The sequence below is a fragment of the Saccharothrix mutabilis subsp. mutabilis genome, assembly GCF_039521145.1.
In the GTDB taxonomy this organism is placed as follows: Bacteria; Actinomycetota; Actinomycetes; order Mycobacteriales; family Pseudonocardiaceae; genus Actinosynnema; species Actinosynnema mutabilis.
Genome location: NZ_BAAABU010000036.1, coordinates 1 through 15203, shown reverse-complemented (window position 1 = coordinate 15203; position 15203 = coordinate 1). Strand labels below are relative to the sequence as shown.

General features: G+C 70.2%; 15 protein-coding genes and 1 tRNA gene. 5 read left to right on the top strand and 11 right to left on the bottom strand.

Features of this window, described 5'->3' with window-relative positions:
* Positions 1 to 165: 165 nt before the first annotated feature.
* The 11 genes from ABD126_RS37620 to ABD126_RS37570 form a co-directional block, all read right to left on the bottom strand.
* Positions 166 to 2112, bottom strand: coding sequence for a DUF3732 domain-containing protein (locus ABD126_RS37620; protein ID WP_343940266.1), 1947 nt, complete (start codon positions 2110 to 2112; stop codon positions 166 to 168).
* Positions 2109 to 2594 carry a three component ABC system middle component gene (locus ABD126_RS37615; RefSeq protein ID WP_343940264.1) on the bottom strand — a complete coding sequence of 162 codons (486 nt, stop codon included), beginning with the start codon at positions 2592 to 2594 and terminating at the stop codon, positions 2109 to 2111. The genes ABD126_RS37620 and ABD126_RS37615 overlap by 4 nt, the downstream gene beginning before the upstream one ends.
* Entirely contained in the window at positions 2591 to 3799 is a 1209-nt protein-coding gene (locus ABD126_RS37610) for an ABC-three component system protein (RefSeq protein ID WP_343940262.1), read from the bottom strand. The genes ABD126_RS37615 and ABD126_RS37610 overlap by 4 nt, the downstream gene beginning before the upstream one ends.
* 393 nt (positions 3800 to 4192) lie before the next feature.
* Positions 4193 to 4266: transfer RNA gene (locus tag ABD126_RS37605), tRNA-Pro, on the bottom strand.
* Between the two features lie 172 nt (positions 4267 to 4438).
* Entirely contained in the window at positions 4439 to 5563 is a 1125-nt protein-coding gene (locus ABD126_RS37600; RefSeq protein WP_343940260.1) for a sensor histidine kinase, read from the bottom strand.
* Positions 5557 to 6219 (bottom strand): response regulator, encoded by a 663-nt coding sequence (locus tag ABD126_RS37595; RefSeq protein ID WP_343940258.1) that lies wholly within the window; start codon positions 6217 to 6219, stop codon positions 5557 to 5559. The genes ABD126_RS37600 and ABD126_RS37595 overlap by 7 nt, the downstream gene beginning before the upstream one ends.
* A 21-nt stretch (positions 6220 to 6240) precedes the next feature.
* The gene (gene der / locus ABD126_RS37590) at positions 6241 to 7650 is read right to left on the bottom strand and encodes a ribosome biogenesis GTPase Der (RefSeq protein ID WP_343940256.1); all 1410 of its coding nucleotides are present in this window, start codon (positions 7648 to 7650) and stop codon (positions 6241 to 6243) included.
* Positions 7647 to 8294, bottom strand: coding sequence for a lysophospholipid acyltransferase family protein (locus ABD126_RS37585; RefSeq protein WP_343940254.1), 648 nt, complete (start codon positions 8292 to 8294; stop codon positions 7647 to 7649). The genes der and ABD126_RS37585 overlap by 4 nt, the downstream gene beginning before the upstream one ends.
* A complete protein-coding gene (cmk, locus tag ABD126_RS37580) occupies positions 8291 to 9010 on the bottom strand; it encodes a (d)CMP kinase (protein WP_343940252.1) in 720 nt (239 codons plus the stop codon). The genes ABD126_RS37585 and cmk overlap by 4 nt, the downstream gene beginning before the upstream one ends.
* A gap of 359 nt (positions 9011 to 9369) precedes the next feature.
* Complete coding sequence (aroH, locus tag ABD126_RS37575) at positions 9370 to 9732, bottom strand: chorismate mutase (protein WP_343940250.1); 363 nt, start codon at positions 9730 to 9732, stop codon at positions 9370 to 9372.
* 9 nt (positions 9733 to 9741) lie between these two features.
* Positions 9742 to 10848, bottom strand: coding sequence for a DUF1015 family protein (locus ABD126_RS37570; RefSeq protein WP_343940248.1), 1107 nt, complete (start codon positions 10846 to 10848; stop codon positions 9742 to 9744).
* Between the two features lie 19 nt (positions 10849 to 10867).
* On the opposite strand from ABD126_RS37570, the gene ABD126_RS37565 reads away from it, so the two are divergent.
* From ABD126_RS37565 to ABD126_RS37545, 5 genes are all read left to right on the top strand, one after another.
* The gene (locus ABD126_RS37565) at positions 10868 to 11347 is read left to right on the top strand and encodes a cation:proton antiporter regulatory subunit (protein WP_343940246.1); all 480 of its coding nucleotides are present in this window, start codon (positions 10868 to 10870) and stop codon (positions 11345 to 11347) included.
* A gap of 7 nt (positions 11348 to 11354) precedes the next feature.
* Positions 11355 to 12536 carry a cation:proton antiporter gene (locus tag ABD126_RS37560; RefSeq protein WP_343940244.1) on the top strand — a complete coding sequence of 394 codons (1182 nt, stop codon included), beginning with the start codon at positions 11355 to 11357 and terminating at the stop codon, positions 12534 to 12536.
* 116 nt (positions 12537 to 12652) lie between these two features.
* Complete coding sequence (locus ABD126_RS37555; RefSeq protein ID WP_343940242.1) at positions 12653 to 13837, top strand: S8 family serine peptidase; 1185 nt, start codon at positions 12653 to 12655, stop codon at positions 13835 to 13837.
* Between the two features lie 4 nt (positions 13838 to 13841).
* Positions 13842 to 14051 carry a hypothetical protein gene (locus ABD126_RS37550; RefSeq protein WP_343940240.1) on the top strand — a complete coding sequence of 70 codons (210 nt, stop codon included), beginning with the start codon at positions 13842 to 13844 and terminating at the stop codon, positions 14049 to 14051.
* Positions 14052 to 14112: 61 nt separating this feature from the next.
* On the top strand, positions 14113 to 15042 hold the full coding sequence (locus tag ABD126_RS37545; protein WP_343940238.1) for a mechanosensitive ion channel family protein: 930 nt from the start codon (positions 14113 to 14115) through the stop codon (positions 15040 to 15042).
* Positions 15043 to 15203: the final 161 nt, after the last annotated feature.

Genomic DNA, 15203 nt, shown 5'->3' with positions numbered 1-15203 from the left:
CAGGTCCGGCCCTCTGCGCCCCTCGGTCTACCCCCACGCCCCGACATGCTGCTCCTTGACAGTGCGCGGTCACAACCCCGACTCGTGCTGGAGACCGGCCGCAGCCTGCGGCTACCTCGGCGCACTCCTGCGGAGCGAAGTGGCGACCTGCCCGGGACAGCCCTACTATCCGGTGAACCATTCGCGAGGAACGAGCGCAGCGGTTCCCTGGGGCCAGCGTTCCCTGACTGCGGAGCTGAAGACATCGTCATCGAGATCGGCGTGTTCCATGACGATCACCTGGAGGTCGCCCGCCAGATCGCGGATGGTCTCGGCGATGACGTGATAGGCCCGCCGGAGCGCGATGCGGTCGGATTCGCGTGGCGGCTCAGGACCTGCGCCTTTGTAGTCGGCCGGGAAGTAGACCTGTGACGGCTGGTCGAGCACGAGGAGCCGGGGCACCGGACGGTTGTGCTCTGCGAACCACTCGTGCAGGCTCAGCAGGGTAGCGAGGTGGTAGCCCAACCAGTTCTCGCCACCGCCCATCTCCCTGAGCGGAACCGGGCCCCTGGCCGTGTCCGCCACCACGGTGAGCCGACGCAGTTCGAGCCGGATAGGCACCGTCGAATGTTCCAACTCCAAAACCCGCGCCTTCGCAGAGATCTTCTGATTGATCAGGGACAGGCTGCTGTTGACTCGATCAGCCTGCACGTCGTCACCGAGCGTCTCCTCCAAGTCCTCGATCTCCGAGGTCAACTGCTCGCGTCGGTCCGCGACCACAGGCGCCACGACGAACTGTGAGACGGTTTCCAGGAAGAGGCTGATCCGCCCCCGCACGGCGGCGGCGCGAAGCGTGTCGTCACGATACTGCGCCCCGGCCCGAGCCCCGGCCTCAAGGGCTTCACGCTGCCCCCGGTTGGTGTTGAGCGCTTGGCGCACCTCACGCAGGTCGTTCTCCTCACGAACGATCAGAGCCTGCACCTGTGCGGTGTCGTCGTTGACGAACGCCACGTTCGCGTCCAACCGCTCCAAGTCGTTACGAAGGGCCGAAACGACTTCGCTGACAAGCTGGACCTCTTGACCACACACCGGGCAACGATCCGTAGTGCTTTGCTCGTCGAACCGGAGCAGGTTCAGCGAGACCAACCGCTCACGATGATCGTGCGCCTGATCGAGGAACTCACCGCGCTCCACCAGCGACTGTTTCAGATCCGTCAGACGGGCTCGCGACCTCTGGTAACGCAGGCGTAGTCGGTCGCGCTGCTGTTCGAGGCGTATCAACGGGTCGTCCGTCTCCTGCGGCAGGTCAGGAACGCCGGGCAACGGACCGCGGGCAGCTTCAAACAGCAACGCCACGGCGGTGTCGATGGCGAGGTCGTCCACCGGCTGCTCCGGGAGGAGCGAGGCCTCTATGGCCTCCAGCACAAGGGCTTTGGCCTGACTGGTCGCCGGCGACGCGACCTCCTGCTGTTCGAGTTCCCGCTCATGGGCGCGTAGTTCAGCGCGCAGCTGGCGCAACCGTGCACGCAACACCGCCTGCTCGGGGTCCACAGCACCGAGAAAGTAGGGGAAGACGTCGCGGATCGCCTGCGGGTGGTGCTCGTGCCCTTGGGAATGGAAAAGATGCTCGGGGTTGGCCACCTCGTTCTGCGCCTGCGCGCAAAAGAACAGAGCGTGCCTGATCGACGGCGACATCAGATTGCCCCGAGTCGTGGGCACCCGCACGCTGCGGTCGATGCCGGTAAAGTCGGCCAGGGTGTTGCGGGCTGCGTCGAGAGTGAAAGCGAACGACACCTCTTCGCGCGAAGGCGGCGCGGCTCCGATCTCTTGGAAGAGCAGGCACAGCCTGGACGCCGGAGCGGTCCCGCTGGTTGGCGCCGGCCTGGCCACGAACAACTGCCTGCCGCCGCTAACGATCTGCACTGCAAAAACGGCCACGTGGTCGCGAATGATGCCTGCTGCGACCGGGTAGTCACCACTGCCCATGCAGTAGTCGGTGATCGTCCAGATCGACGTCTTCCCTGTCAGCGAGTCACCGGTCACGATGTTGAGCGAACCCAGGCGGAACTCGACGGTGCGCACCTGGTCGGCTCGGTGTCCGTACACCGTCAACGATCTGATCTGCCAGGTCATGGACGTACCCCAAGGAGGGTCAGGATCGTTGCCGTCGCTCCAACGGTGGGCAACCACCGCCCCAGCATGTGTGCGGCTCGTTGGATGGCCGTGGCCTCACTCGCCGTATCAGGCAGCGCTACCGGGATCGCCCTCCTGCGCAGCGACAACGCGGACGATTCCACGACGAGCACACCAGTCTGCATTGCGAACAGCAGGCCGGGACGAACCGCACCGACCAAACCTCGTGTGTTGGCCGCCATGTGCACGCGGACGACCTCGTTATCCTCAGCCCATTTGGGCATACTCGCGCTCGTACTGCGCGGCAGAAGAGTGCGCACGGCCGGTTGTAGGGCCATGACCGCGCTGGTCATCACGATCACGAGCGGGCAGGCAGGCCCGTGCTTGGCGGCATGACCCTGTACTACACGGGCACACACCATGGCGGTGAACGCTGGGTTGAACAGCGCGCGTTCCTCGCTGCTCCATAAGGCGGAATTCATCGCGTCGGTGTCGGTTCCAGCAACGCCATCAGCCTGGCTACGAAGTCGGGGTGCCACCCGACCTCGTGCCTGTCTGCGAGCATGTGGAACGACCCCGTGGTGACGAACGGTTCGTCGCACCCGGACCTGATCGGGAACCGTGCCTCGGCTTCCACCCAACGGTAGATCGCTCTGGCCTCACGACGTTTGTCGTCTTCCGCGGCCTCCTCGCCGAGGTCTTCGCACATGATGTCGAAGCGTGTCCGCCACTCCTCGACGAGCCGCCGCTCGTAACGACCCAGCTCCCCTGCACGCACGAGGTTGTCGTTCACCCAACGGGATCGCTGCGTGAACGCCCGCAGGTAGTCGCGGACAGCCTTCCTGACCCGGTTCTCGCCCACGCCGATCAGCCCCAACTGCCGGACGAACACCTTGTCCCCATACTCCGCCTCTTCCCCTTCCAGCTCCACGACATCGGCGTCGATCGGCAAGTTGTCCCGCCGGAACTCGTCGCGACGATCGCTGAAGACCTGGTCGAACTCCAACCCCGTCACCGGCCCACGGGACCGGTCGCGCAACTGGGCCAGGATGCGTTGGAAGAACCATCCGTCCAGTCGTTGGAGGAACGCGTGGGCGTGATCGCGCCCGACCGCGACGTTCGCGAGCCCTATGAGGTGGGCCGTCGTCCGCTCGACGTCAGGACCCGCGTCGAGCACCTGCACACGGGAGAGCAGCGCCCGCCGGTCATCGCGCGACAACGCATCCCATGCCCGGTAAGCGGCCTCGTTGGTCCTGTTCGTGGACTTGGCTCGCGCCTTGTTGAGCAGCTCAAGTGCCTTGGCTTCGTCCCGCGAGCGATCCGGTCCAGGCGGACGTAGGTGATAGGCAGCACTGCCCGCCGGTGCATCCGCGGTCGTCAGCAGGAAGAACGCCGGCTCCTCCCCCACATCGTCACGCCCACTCCACGCCGTCGCCCAGATACGCAGGCTCTTCCACAGGTCGGTCGCCATGTCCGTGACCCGTGTGCCGGGAGCCCGATGCTTGAGCTGCCACAGGTCCCGCCCGTTTTCGTGCCGAACCTCGATGTCATCGCCCGCTTCCACCTCGACACTCCAGTCGAGGCCAAGCCGGATCTGCTCGACGCAGAACAAGAGGGCCTTACGCACCTGGTAGAGGTAGCCGACCGCGGACGCCGGAGCCTCGAACAACTCACCCTGTTCGCCCATGCGCGCCTCCACAAGCCAGTCGCTTGAAGATCGTAGGCACGAGCATCCGACAACAGACGATCTTGCGGGAAGATCATTCAGACTCAACACCAACAGGCGAACAACCATCACACGATCGGAGCAGCGCCATCACCGACTATTGCCTTGCCGGCGCACCAGACCTTCGACCCCTTGACCCCGAACCAGGCACCAGTCAAGGGATCGCCGTCTCCCGCTCGCGTTCCTGCGAGAGTCGCATCTACCCAGGTGAGACCTGACGGTCAGCACGGTCCCAGAGGTAAACAAGGGCGAGTCAAGATGTCGATGAACGGCGAACTTGACTCCCCCGGACATCCCAAGACCCAAAAAGAGAGGGCCTCCGCAGTGTCTGACCTGCGAAGACCCTCTCGACCGTCGGGACGACAGGATTTGAACCTGCGACCCCTTGACCCCCAGTCAAGTGCGCTACCAAACTGCGCCACGTCCCGGCCGTTGCTCCCCGTTGTGGGGTGCGCGGATAGCTTAGCGCACCCACAACGGGCCCCCGACAGCGGCCCCCCGGTTGTGGATCTGGGAGGGGGTTGCAGAGGTCCGCGGGTGGGCGGACCTCTGCGTTTCCCCTCGGTCTGACCCTGCTCCCCCGGATCGACGCGTGCTCAACTATGCGTTCGCCGGGTTTCGTGCACTACCGCCGAAAGTCGAGTCATCTGTGTCAACTTTCGACGGACGGGACAGGGGGAGGGTGGCGGTCAGGTCGAAGCTGCCGTCCTCGCGTGGGGTGGTGGTCAGGGTGCCGCCTACCAGGCTCACTCGTTCCGACAGGCCCACCAAGCCCTTGCCGCCGCCGGAACTGGCTGGAGGGCGGCTTGTGGGGTGGCCGTTGGTCACCTTGATCGTCAGGGTGTTGTCCTTGTCGGCCAGGCGGACTTGGACGGGGGCGCCTGGGGCGTGCTTCGTGACGTTGGTCAGTGCCTCTTGGATCACTCGGAAGGCCGCTCGGCTGATCGACGGTGGGATCGGGGCTGTCGAACGGTCTTCCAGGCGGATGGTCAGGCCGGCTGCTCTGGCTCGGTCCACCAACGCCGGGATGGAGGCGTAGGTCGGGGACGGGTCTGTGTTGAGCAGGCCCAGGGCTGTGCGCATCTCCGACAGCGACTCCTTGGCCAGGGAGCGCAGGCGGGTGGCGGTCTCACGAACGTCCTCGTCGGTCGTTGTCGCGGCTAGAGCGGCTGATTCGACCGCGATGAGGGTGGCGTGGTGGCCTACCGCGTCGTGGATCTCCCGGGCGATCCTGGCTCGCTCGGACGCCCTGGCCGACTGTTCGCGGGCCTCCAGTTCGGCGGCTCTTGCCTGCTGCGTGGCTTCGAGGCTCGCTGTCAGGTCTTCGCGGGTCTTGATCAGGGCGCCCAAGGCGGCCGGTGCGCCGGACATGAAGAGGGTGAAGGAGTAGGTCAGGAGGATGCCGCCGACGGTCAAGGACTGCGTGGCGACGACCAGGGTGGCCGGCAGGACCGTGGTCAGGGTTGCGGCCAGGGCCATGGAACGCAGGGACGAGGTTCGGCCCACCCGGTACAGGGCCACGACCGTGGGAGGCCAGCCCAGGCCGCCCAGCAGGGCCGGCAGGCACAGGAAAAGGGCGACCAGGGGCCGGCGGCGACGCAGGGGTAGGGCGGCGCACGCGGCCAGGGCGGTGGGGATGGACCAGGTGTACGGGATCTGGTCGGCCAGCAGGACCATGGCGGCCGGGATGAGCACTGCCGCCAACTCGATGAGCACCGTCACCATGTGCCACCCACCTGGTGTGCGACCAAGGCCGCCTGGACGCGGTTCTCCACCCCCAGCTTGGTCAGGACCGTGGAGACGTAGCTCTTGACCGTGGCCTCGCTCAGGCCCAGCTCGCCGGCGATCGTGTTGTTGGACTGACCGTTGGCGATCAGGGCCAGGACCTGGCGTTCGCGGGCGCTCAGGGTGTTCAGGTGCGGGTTGTCGCGCAGCCTCCCCGCGCCGCGGAGCTTGGGGAGCAGGCGGGCCGTGATGCGCGGGTCCAGGACGGCCCCGCCGGAGGCCAGGTCGACCACCGCGCGGATCAGGGCGTCGGGTTCGGCGTCCTTGAGCAGGAAGCCCTGGGCGCCCAGGTCCAGGGCCGTCGTGACGTAGTCGTCCAGGTCGAACGTGGTCAGCACGGCCACCGCGGGCGGGTTCGACCAGGCCAGCAGGGCCCTCAGCGCGGACAGGCCGTCCATGCCGGGCATCTGGACGTCGACCAGCGCCACGTCGGGCCGATGTCGGCGCACGGCGTCGAGGAGCCCCGACCCGTCCGCCGCCTCACCGACGACCTCGACCCGACCGTCCGCCTCCAGCAGCACCCGCAGACCCCGCCGCAGCAGCGGCTCGTCGTCCGCGAGGACCAATCGCACCGGCACGTCGTCAGGCAACCGCATTCGGCATGCCGGGGCAACCGATCACTTCCGCGGCTTCTTCTCCCGCACCCGCACGGAGATCCGGACCGGGCTGCCCTCGAAGCCGAACTCCTCGCGCAGCTTGCGCTCGATGAACCGCCGGTACCCGGCCTCCAGGAAGCCGGTGGTGAACAGCACGAACGTGGGCGGCCGGGTGCCCGCCTGGGTGGCGAAGAGCACCTTGGGCTGCTTGCCGCCGCGCACCGGCGGCGGGGTGGCCGCGATCAGGTCGCTCAGCCACGAGTTCAACCGTCCGGTGGGCACCCGGGTGTCCCACGAGTTCAACGCGGTGCGCAGGGCGGGCGCGAGCTTGCGCACGGCCCGGCCGGTCAGCGCGGAGATGTTGACCCGCTCCGCCCACGGCACCCGCACCAGGCCGCGTTCCAGCTCGCGCACCATCGCGTGCCGCCGGTCCTCGTCCACCAGGTCCCACTTGTTGAACGCCAGCACGCACGCGCGCCCGGAATCCACGACCATCGTCAGCACCCGCAGGTCCTGCTCGCTGATCGGCTCGGACGCGTCCAGCAGCACGATCGCCACCTCGGCGGACTCGATGGCAGCCTTGGTGCGCAGCGACGCGTAGTACTCGGCGCCGGAGGCGAAGTTCACCCGCTTGCGCAGGCCCGCCGTGTCCACGAACCGCCAGACCTCGTCGTCCAGCTCGACCAGCGAGTCGACCGGGTCCACGGTGGTGCCCGCGACCGAGTCGACCACGGACCGCTCCTCGCCGGTCAGGCGGTTGAGCAGGGACGACTTGCCCACGTTCGGGCGGCCGACCAGCGCGACCCGGCGGGGACCGCCCGCGCCGGAGGCGAACGTGTCGCGCGGCGTCTCGGGCAGGGCCTCCAGGATCTTGTCGAGCATGTCGCCGGACCCGCGGCCGTGCAGGCCGGACACCGGGATCGGCTCGCCCAGCCCCAGCGACCACAGCGCCGCCACGTCGCCCATCACGCGCTCGTCGTCGACCTTGTTGGCCACCAGCAGCACGGGCCGCTTGGACTTGCGCAGCACGCGCACCGCGGCCTCGTCGGTGGTCGTCGCGCCGACGGTCGCGTCCACCACGAACAGGATCGCGTCGGCGGTCGCCATGGCCAGCTCAGCCTGCGCGGCGACCGAGGCGTACATGCCGGTGGCGTCGGGCTCCCAGCCGCCGGTGTCCACCACGGTGAACTTCCGGCCGCTCCACAGCGCGTCGTACGCCACGCGGTCGCGGGTCACGCCCGGCACGTCCTGCACGACCGCCTCGCGGCGGCCGATGATCCGGTTGACCAGCGTCGACTTGCCCACGTTCGGGCGGCCGACCACGGCGAGCACGGGCTGCGGGACGCCGCCGCCCTCCTCACCGTCGACCGACTCGTCGTCGAACGCGGTCCACTCGGACTCGTCCGCCCACGTGCCGTCCAAGTCCGTCATCGCGCTTCTCCACTCCGCCTGCTGTCCAGCTCGGCCACCAGCGTGGCCAAGCGGTCGCGGACCTGCTCGGTGGCCTTCTCCAGCGCCTGCCGACCCTTGTCGGAAGGCAGCTCGAACGGCTCACCCACCAGCACGTCCACCACCGGTCGGAACCTTCGCCCGGTTCCGGGTGGGCGCAGGGTGCCCCGCGTCGCGACCGGCACGACCACCGCACCGGTCGTCCGCGCCAGCCACGCCGCGCCCTGCTGCGCCTGCGCCACGTCGCCCGCGCCGCGCGTGCCCTCGGGGAACACCCCGACGACACCGCCTTCGCGCAGGACCTTCTGGGCAGCGAGCAGCGGCGCGCGGTCGGGTTCGCCGCGGCGGACGGCCAGCTGGCCGATCCGGCGCAGACCCCACCCGGCGACGCCGCGGAACATCTCCTGCTTGATCAAGAAGACCACACGACGGGGCACTACGCCGAACAGAATAGGCCCGTCGACCATCGAGCTGTGGTTCGCGACGACCACCACGGGTCCGCGCCGCGGGAACCGGTCCCGCCCCGACACCCGCACCCGGAACGCCGCCGCGAACGGCCCCCGCGCGATCCACCGGCCGAAGTCGGTCAGCCACGGCCGGCCGTCGGGGGGCAGCGCCCCGCTCACCCACCCACCGCCACGACCCGCAGCCCGCGCTGTTCGACCAGGTCGAGCAGGGCGGCGACGACGCCGGGGAGGTCCAGCGGGGTGGTGTCCAACTCGACCGCGTCCTCGGCGGGCCGCAACGGCGACACCCGGCGCGACGAGTCGTAGGCGTCCCGCCGCTGCACGTCGGCCAGCACGGCGTCCACGGTCGCCGCGCGCCCGGACGCGGTGTCCTGCTTGGTCCGCCGCTGGGCACGCGCCTGCGCGTCCGCGGTCAGGTAGACCTTCAGCTCGGCGCGCGGCGCGACGACGGTCCCGATGTCCCGGCCCTCGACCACGATGCCGCCGGCGGTCGCGAGGGCGTCCGCGATGATCGCCCGCTGGTGCTCGACCAGCAGCTCGCGCACCTCGGCGACGGCGGACACCGGCGACACGGCTAGCGTGACCTCGGGCCCGCGGATCTCGGCGCCGACGTCCTGCCCGTCGAGCAGGGTGCGCGAGGCGTCGGGGTCGGAGGTCTGCGTCAGCTTCGCCGCCCGCGCGACCTCGACCACCCGCTCGGTGTCGGTCGGCTCGACGCCGGCGCGCAGCACGGCCAGCGTGATCGCCCGGTACATCGCCCCGGTGTCCAGGTAGCGGGCACGCAGGGTGGCCGCGAGTCGGCGCGCGGCGGAGGACTTGCCGGTGCCGGACGGCCCGTCGAGGGCCACCACGCCACGCAGCTCACCGTGTCCCACCGGGGTCTCCTCACTCGAACGGGCCGGCAACCCCCCAATTGTGCCTGGTGCGGCACATCACACCCGCATCGGGCAGCACCATGCCGCACCTGCTCCGCCGACCCCGCCGATCCGCGCCGAAGGCGCAACGCCGTGCTGCAAGCCCACGGGAAGGGCCTCGGTCTTCCTCCGTACGGCCTGGGCGCAGCCCAACCACGGATCGCCGGGGTCGGCCTGAAAAAGTTTCGCGAGGAACGAGCGAAAGTTTTTTGGACGACCCCGGCGATCTGTGGTTGCCTCCGGCAGGCCGTGCGGAGGGAGACCGACGCCCTTCCCCTCCGGGGGCCTGCCGCGCGGCGAGCGCCGCTTTTGATCTTGAACTACCGGCTGAGATCGGTGCGCAAACCGGCCGCGCCACGCAGGTAGACGTGCTTCACAGACGCACGCGGCAAGTCGGTCTCCACATGCGCCAGCAACCGGATCACCCGCGGCATAGCGCCCGGAACGTCGATCTCCGTGGCGGACAACAACGGCACATCGGCCAGCCCCGCCATCCGCGCCGCGTAAGCCGGGAACTCCGACACCACGTCGGGCGTCGCCGTCAGGACCACGGAGATCAGGTCCTCCGCCGTCAACCCGTTGCGCTCCAGCACTTCACGCACCAGTTCGGCCGTCGCCTCCAGCACCTGCTCGCGCTCGTCCGCGTCGATCTGGGTAGCCCCGCGCACCGCCCTCACCGCCATGCCCCGAGACTAGGTCAGGTCGGCCAACAGCAGCCCGCTGCGCGGCTTCGGGGTGAAATACGTGCTCTTCCGGGGCATCCGGCCACCCGCCGCGTGCACGGCGAGCACGTCCGCCAGCGGCACCGGCGCGATCAGCAGCACCGCGTCCGCGTCGACGGGAGCACCGGCGGTCACCGGGTGCACCAGCGGGCTCTCCGGGTCCAGTCCCAGCGCCTTCTCCAGCAGTTCGGACTCCACGAACGCGTGGTCCACCCCCACCGACGGCAGCTCGACCCGCAACGCCCGCGCCCCCGACACCGCGACCACCACCCCCGGCGACGGCCGCGCGGACACGTCGTCCCATGCCACGCCCACCCCCGACGACCGCCACGCCGCGGCCAGGTCCTCCAGGGACAACCCCGTCCCCACCAACGCCCGGTGGATCGGCCCCACCCGCAGGTCCGGACCGGCCGTGACCAGCGCCAACAGCCCCGGCAACCCGGCCGCCGCGGCAGCCGCCACCCGGTGGTTGCCGTCCGCGACCATCAACGGGTGCGCCCCGGCCGCCGCGAGCAGGGCGTCCTGCCGGGGTCCGGGGCCCTCCAGCCACAGCCAGTGCCGCCGCCCGCTCGGGTCCACCATCGACACGTCCGCCGGCCCCTCGACCGACGCCACCAGCCGGGTCAGCTCCGACGCCCCGACCGGCACCAGCAGCGCCGCGCTGGTCACGCTGCCCAACCCGGACAGCACCCGCGCCCGCTCGGCGACCACGTCCGGGTACACCTCCTCGGTGTGCCCGACGGCCGCCGGGTCGGCCATGCACAGCAAGCCGTAAGCCGTCCCGTCCGGCCCGTCCACCCGGTAGGGCGCGACGACGTCGTGCACCCGCCGGTACGCCGTCCGGCACAGGTGGGCCAGCTCCACCCGCGCGCTCGGCAGGGCGTCGACCAGGCTCAACCCGGCCGCCAGCGCCGCCGGCGTGCGGTGCGGGTGCTGCACGGCCAGCAGCGTCCCGCCGCGCGACCCCGCCAACGCCTCCACCACCCGCTCCGGCTCGGCGAACTCGTCCACGTCCGGTCCCGGCACCCGGTCCCGCACCACCCAGCCGCTGCGCACGGCCCGCACCCGATCACCCATACCGACTACTATCGATCTCATGAACGTCGAGGTCACGCCCTTGCCGGGAATCGGAACCCGCCAGGACTTCATGATCCGCGCGGGCCGCCGGATCGGGGTCATCACCCACCGCGACGGCAAGTTCGAGCTGATCGTGTCCAGCAAGGACGACCCCGACGACTGTTCCGCGTCCATCGCGCTGACCCCGGCGGAGGCGGGCACCCTCGCTGGCCTGCTCGGCGCGCCGCAGTTGGTCGCGCACCTGGAGGAGCAGCACCGCGACGTCGCGGGCATCTCCACCAGGCAGTTCCCGGTCGTCCCCGGCTCGACCTTCGACGGCCGCACGCTCGGCGAGACCGAGCTGCGCACCCGCACCGGCTCGTCCATCGTGGCCGTGGTGCGCGCCGGCTCGGTGCACCCGTCGCCGCGCCCGGACTTCGTGTTCGCGGGCGGGGACCTGGTGGTCGTGGTCGGCACGGCCGACGGCCTGGCGAAGACAGCGGACATCCTGGACGGCTGAGGACAACTTGCACAACACAGCGATCGCCCTGGTCCAGCTCGGCGCCGTCTTCTTCGGACTCGGTCTCCTCGGCAAGATGGCCTGGCGGATCGGCATCTCGCCGATCCCCCTCTACCTGATCGGCGGCCTGGCGTTCGGCCAGGGCGGGCTCGTGCCGCTGCACGGCATCGAGGACTTCACGCACATCGCGAGCGAAATCGGCGTCATCCTCCTGCTGCTCCTGCTCGGCCTGGAGTACTCGGCGGCGGAGCTGATGACCGGGCTCAAGCGGTCGTGGATGGCCGGTGTCGTGGACATCGTGCTCAACGCGGCCCCCGGCGCCATCGCGGCGCTCATCCTGGGCTGGGGACCGGTGGGCGCGCTCGCGATGGCGGGCGTCACCTACATCTCCTCCTCCGGGATCATCGCCAAGGTGCTCGGCGACCTGGGCCGGCTGGGCAACCGGGAGACGCCGGTCGTGCTGTCCGTGCTGGTCTTCGAGGACCTGGCGATGGCGGTCTACCTGCCGATCCTGACCGCCGTGCTGGCGGGCGTGAGCTTCCTGGGCGGGCTGAGCGCGGTCGGCATCTCGCTGCTGGCCATCACGGTCGTGCTGGTCATCGCCCTCCGCTTCGGCAAGTACGTGTCGGCGCTGGTGGACAGCCCCGACCCCGAGGTGTTCCTGCTCAAGGTGCTCGGCGCGGCGCTGCTCGTGGCGGGCGTGGCGGCGCAGTTGCAGGTGTCGGCGGCGGTGGGCGCGTTCCTGCTCGGAATCGCGATCTCCGGGTCCACGGCGGAGAACGCCACGCGAATGCTGGAACCGCTGCGTGATCTTTTCGCGGCGATGTTCTTCGTCGTCTTCGGGCTCAACACCGACCCGGCGTCGATTCCACCCGTATTGGCATTGGCGATCATTCTGGCGGTCGTCACGACGGCGACCAAGGTGGCCACCGGGTGGTGGGCCGCCAAGCGGCAGGGCATCGGCCGGCTGGGCCGCGCCCGCGCGGGCGCGGCGCTGGTCGCGCGGGGTGAGTTCTCGATCGTCATCGCTTCGCTGGCGGTCGCGTCGGGCGGCGTGGACGGCGAGCTGGCGGCCCTGGCGACGGCGTACGTGTTGTTGATGGCGGTTCTCGGACCCGTCGCGGCACGCGTCGTCGAACCGCTCGCGAAATTCACCCGAAAGCGTGGTACGGAACCGGCTGCGGCCTGATCTGTATCTCATTCCGACATCGGTTCTCCCGTATGGCATAAGCACCCACGAACGGCCGCTTGAGCCCGAGCGCGTCGCGGGGTTACACCTGACTGCCCAACCCCAAGGGGGTCGTCATGCCAGAACCGACCGACACCACCACCGGCCGCTACCTCGTCCTGCTCCAGGACGGGGCGGTCGCCGCGGGTGCCCGCGAACTGTCGACCGTGGCCGGCATCCGCACCGCGAGCACGCTGGAGGGCGCCACCGCCGAGTCGCTGCAAACCGTGGACGGCGTCATCTACGCGGGCCTCGGCGTCGCCGTGGTCAACGCGCAACCCGACCAGGTCAACGCGCTGGCCGCGGCGGCGGAGACGCCGGGACCGATCGCGCTGGTCGAACCCGAGCGCGTGGTGCAGGCGCTCACCGCGCCCGCGCAGGAGGACGTGGCAGCCGCCGTGGACGAGTCCGTGTTCACGTGGGGCCTACAGGCCGTCGGCGCGAACATCAGCACCGCGACCGGCCGGGGCGTCCGGCTGGCCGTCCTGGACACCGGGTTCACCGTGGACCACCCGGACTTCGCCGGCCGCACCGTGCTCACCCAGTCGTTCATCACCGGCGAGACGGTGGACGACGCGCACGGCCACGGCACGCACTGCATCGGCTCCGCCGCCGGTCCGCGCAAGCCCGCGTCCGGCGGGCCGGGCTACGGCGTGGCCCACGAGGCCGACATCTACGCGGGCAAGGTGCTGTCCAACGCGGGCTTCGGCTCCGACGGCGGCATCCTCGCCGGCATCGACTGGGCGCTCACCAACGGGTGCGCGGTCATCTCCATGTCCCTGGGCTCCGCGGTCCGGCCCGGCACGCCGCACTCCCAGGTCTACGAGACCGTCGGCCAGCGCGCCCTGAGCAAGGGCACGCTCATCGTGGCCGCCGCGGGCAACGAGAGCCGAAGGCCCGCCAAGGTCGCCCCCGTCGGCCACCCGGCGAACTGCCCGTCCATCCTGGCCGTCGGCGCGATCGACGACCAGCGCGCGATGGCGTTCTTCTCGTGCGGCACGGTGGACACGGTCGGCCAGGTCGACGTGGTCGCGCCCGGCGTGAACGTGCACTCCAGCTGGAACGGCAAGTCCGGGGACACCCTGCACAAGCGCATCCAGGGCACCAGCATGGCGGCCCCGCACGTGGCGGGCGTGGCCGCGCTGATGGCCCAGCACCACAACGCGCGCGGCTGGGAGCTGTGGGCGCGCCTGATGCAGTCGGCCCGGCGGCTCCCGCTGCCCGCCACCGACGTCGGCGCGAGCCTCGTGCAGGCGCCCTGACGTGGTGACCGTCGCGGTGACCGTCGCCGACGACGCGGACCTGACCACCGTCGTCCCGGCCCTCGAACGGGCCGGGATGGCGGTCGCGGGCGTGCTGGCCTCGCTCGGCGTGGTGACCGGGACGGTGCCCGCCGAAGGGGTGCTCGCGTTGCGCCGGGTGCCCGGCGTGGTGCACGTCGAGCGGCAGCGGCAGGTGGGACTACCAGGGGTTTGAACCGACCACCTCGGGTAACCGGTTCGGTGAGACGAACCACTCCCCCGAGGAGGTCGAAACGATGAACGCCCTGCTCGCCGTGCAGACGGCGCAGGCCCAAGGCATCGGTGAGGCCACCGGTGACGCCTTGCGCTCCGTGGTGACGTTCCTGCCGAAGCTGGTCGGGTTCCTGCTGGTGCTGCTGATCGGGTGGATCGTCGCCCGCCTGCTCCGCACCGCCGTGAACAAGGTGCTGGAACGCGTCCACTTCGACCGCGCCGTGCAGCGCGGCGGCATCGGCGACGCCCTGTCCCGGACCCGGTTCGACGCCTCCGGTCTGGTCGCGCAGATCGTGTACTACGCCGTGCTGCTGATCGCGTTGCAGATCGCGTTCGGCCTGTTCGGGTCGAACCCGGTGAGCAACCTGCTGACCGAGATCGTGGCCTGGCTGCCGCGGGCGATCGTCGCGATCGTGATCATCGTGGTGGCGGCGGCCATCGCCCGCGCGGTGAAGGACCTCGTCTCGCGCGCCCTGGGCGGCCTGTCGTACGGGCGGATGGTGGCCAACGTCGCGTCGTGGTTCATCATCGGTCTCGGCGCGATCGCGGCCCTGAACCAGATGGGCATCGCGACCACGGTCACCATGCCGATCCTGATCACGCTCCTGGCGACCGTCGGCGGCATCGCGGTCGTCGGCGTCGGCGGCGGCCTGGTCAAGCCCATGCAGCAGCGCTGGGAAGGCTGGCTGACCAAGGCGGAGAACGAGGTCCCGCAGGCGAAGGCGCAGGCCGAGGCCTACCAGCGAGGCCGCGAGGACGTCCGCCGCACCCAGGAAGCCCCCACCCAGCAGGTCCCGCGCCCGACCGAAACCCCGGCCCACGCGACGACCCGCACCGGCGCCTCGCCCCAGAGCGCGCCGACCCAGAGCACTCAGAACATGCCCACTCCACCGGCCGGGGCACCGGTCCAGCCCCAACCGCGCCCCGGCCAGTTCCCGCCGCCGACGCAGTAACCGGTGGCACGAACCGGGACGGTGGGCCAGTCACCGTCCCGGTTCGCCATGCAAAAACCCCCCGAGCGGGCAGTCCACCGGAGGGGACACAACCCAAGCCGGGCTTCTTGCTTGTGTCATCTCCGTATGGCCCGCCCGAAGGGCTACCACAGATTTCCCGG

Bases quoted from the DNA above. Each gene is read 5' to 3' on its own strand.
- ABD126_RS37570 (WP_343940248.1), bottom strand. From the start codon at position 10,848: ATGGGTGATCGGGTGCGGGCCGTGCGCAGCGGCTGGGTGGTGCGGGAC.
- ABD126_RS37610 (WP_343940262.1), bottom strand. From the start codon at position 3,799: ATGGGCGAACAGGGTGAGTTGTTCGAGGCTCCGGCGTCCGCGGTCGGC.
- ABD126_RS37545 (WP_343940238.1), top strand. From the start codon at position 14,113: ATGAACGCCCTGCTCGCCGTGCAGACGGCGCAGGCCCAAGGCATCGGT.
- aroH (WP_343940250.1), bottom strand. From the start codon at position 9,732: ATGGCGGTGAGGGCGGTGCGCGGGGCTACCCAGATCGACGCGGACGAG.
- ABD126_RS37555 (WP_343940242.1), top strand. From the start codon at position 12,653: ATGCCAGAACCGACCGACACCACCACCGGCCGCTACCTCGTCCTGCTC.
- ABD126_RS37600 (WP_343940260.1), bottom strand. From the start codon at position 5,563: ATGGTGACGGTGCTCATCGAGTTGGCGGCAGTGCTCATCCCGGCCGCC.
- ABD126_RS37615 (WP_343940264.1), bottom strand. From the start codon at position 2,594: ATGAATTCCGCCTTATGGAGCAGCGAGGAACGCGCGCTGTTCAACCCA.
- ABD126_RS37620 (WP_343940266.1), bottom strand. From the start codon at position 2,112: ATGACCTGGCAGATCAGATCGTTGACGGTGTACGGACACCGAGCCGAC.
- ABD126_RS37595 (WP_343940258.1), bottom strand. From the start codon at position 6,219: ATGCGGTTGCCTGACGACGTGCCGGTGCGATTGGTCCTCGCGGACGAC.
- ABD126_RS37565 (WP_343940246.1), top strand. From the start codon at position 10,868: ATGAACGTCGAGGTCACGCCCTTGCCGGGAATCGGAACCCGCCAGGAC.
- der (WP_343940256.1), bottom strand. From the start codon at position 7,650: ATGACGGACTTGGACGGCACGTGGGCGGACGAGTCCGAGTGGACCGCG.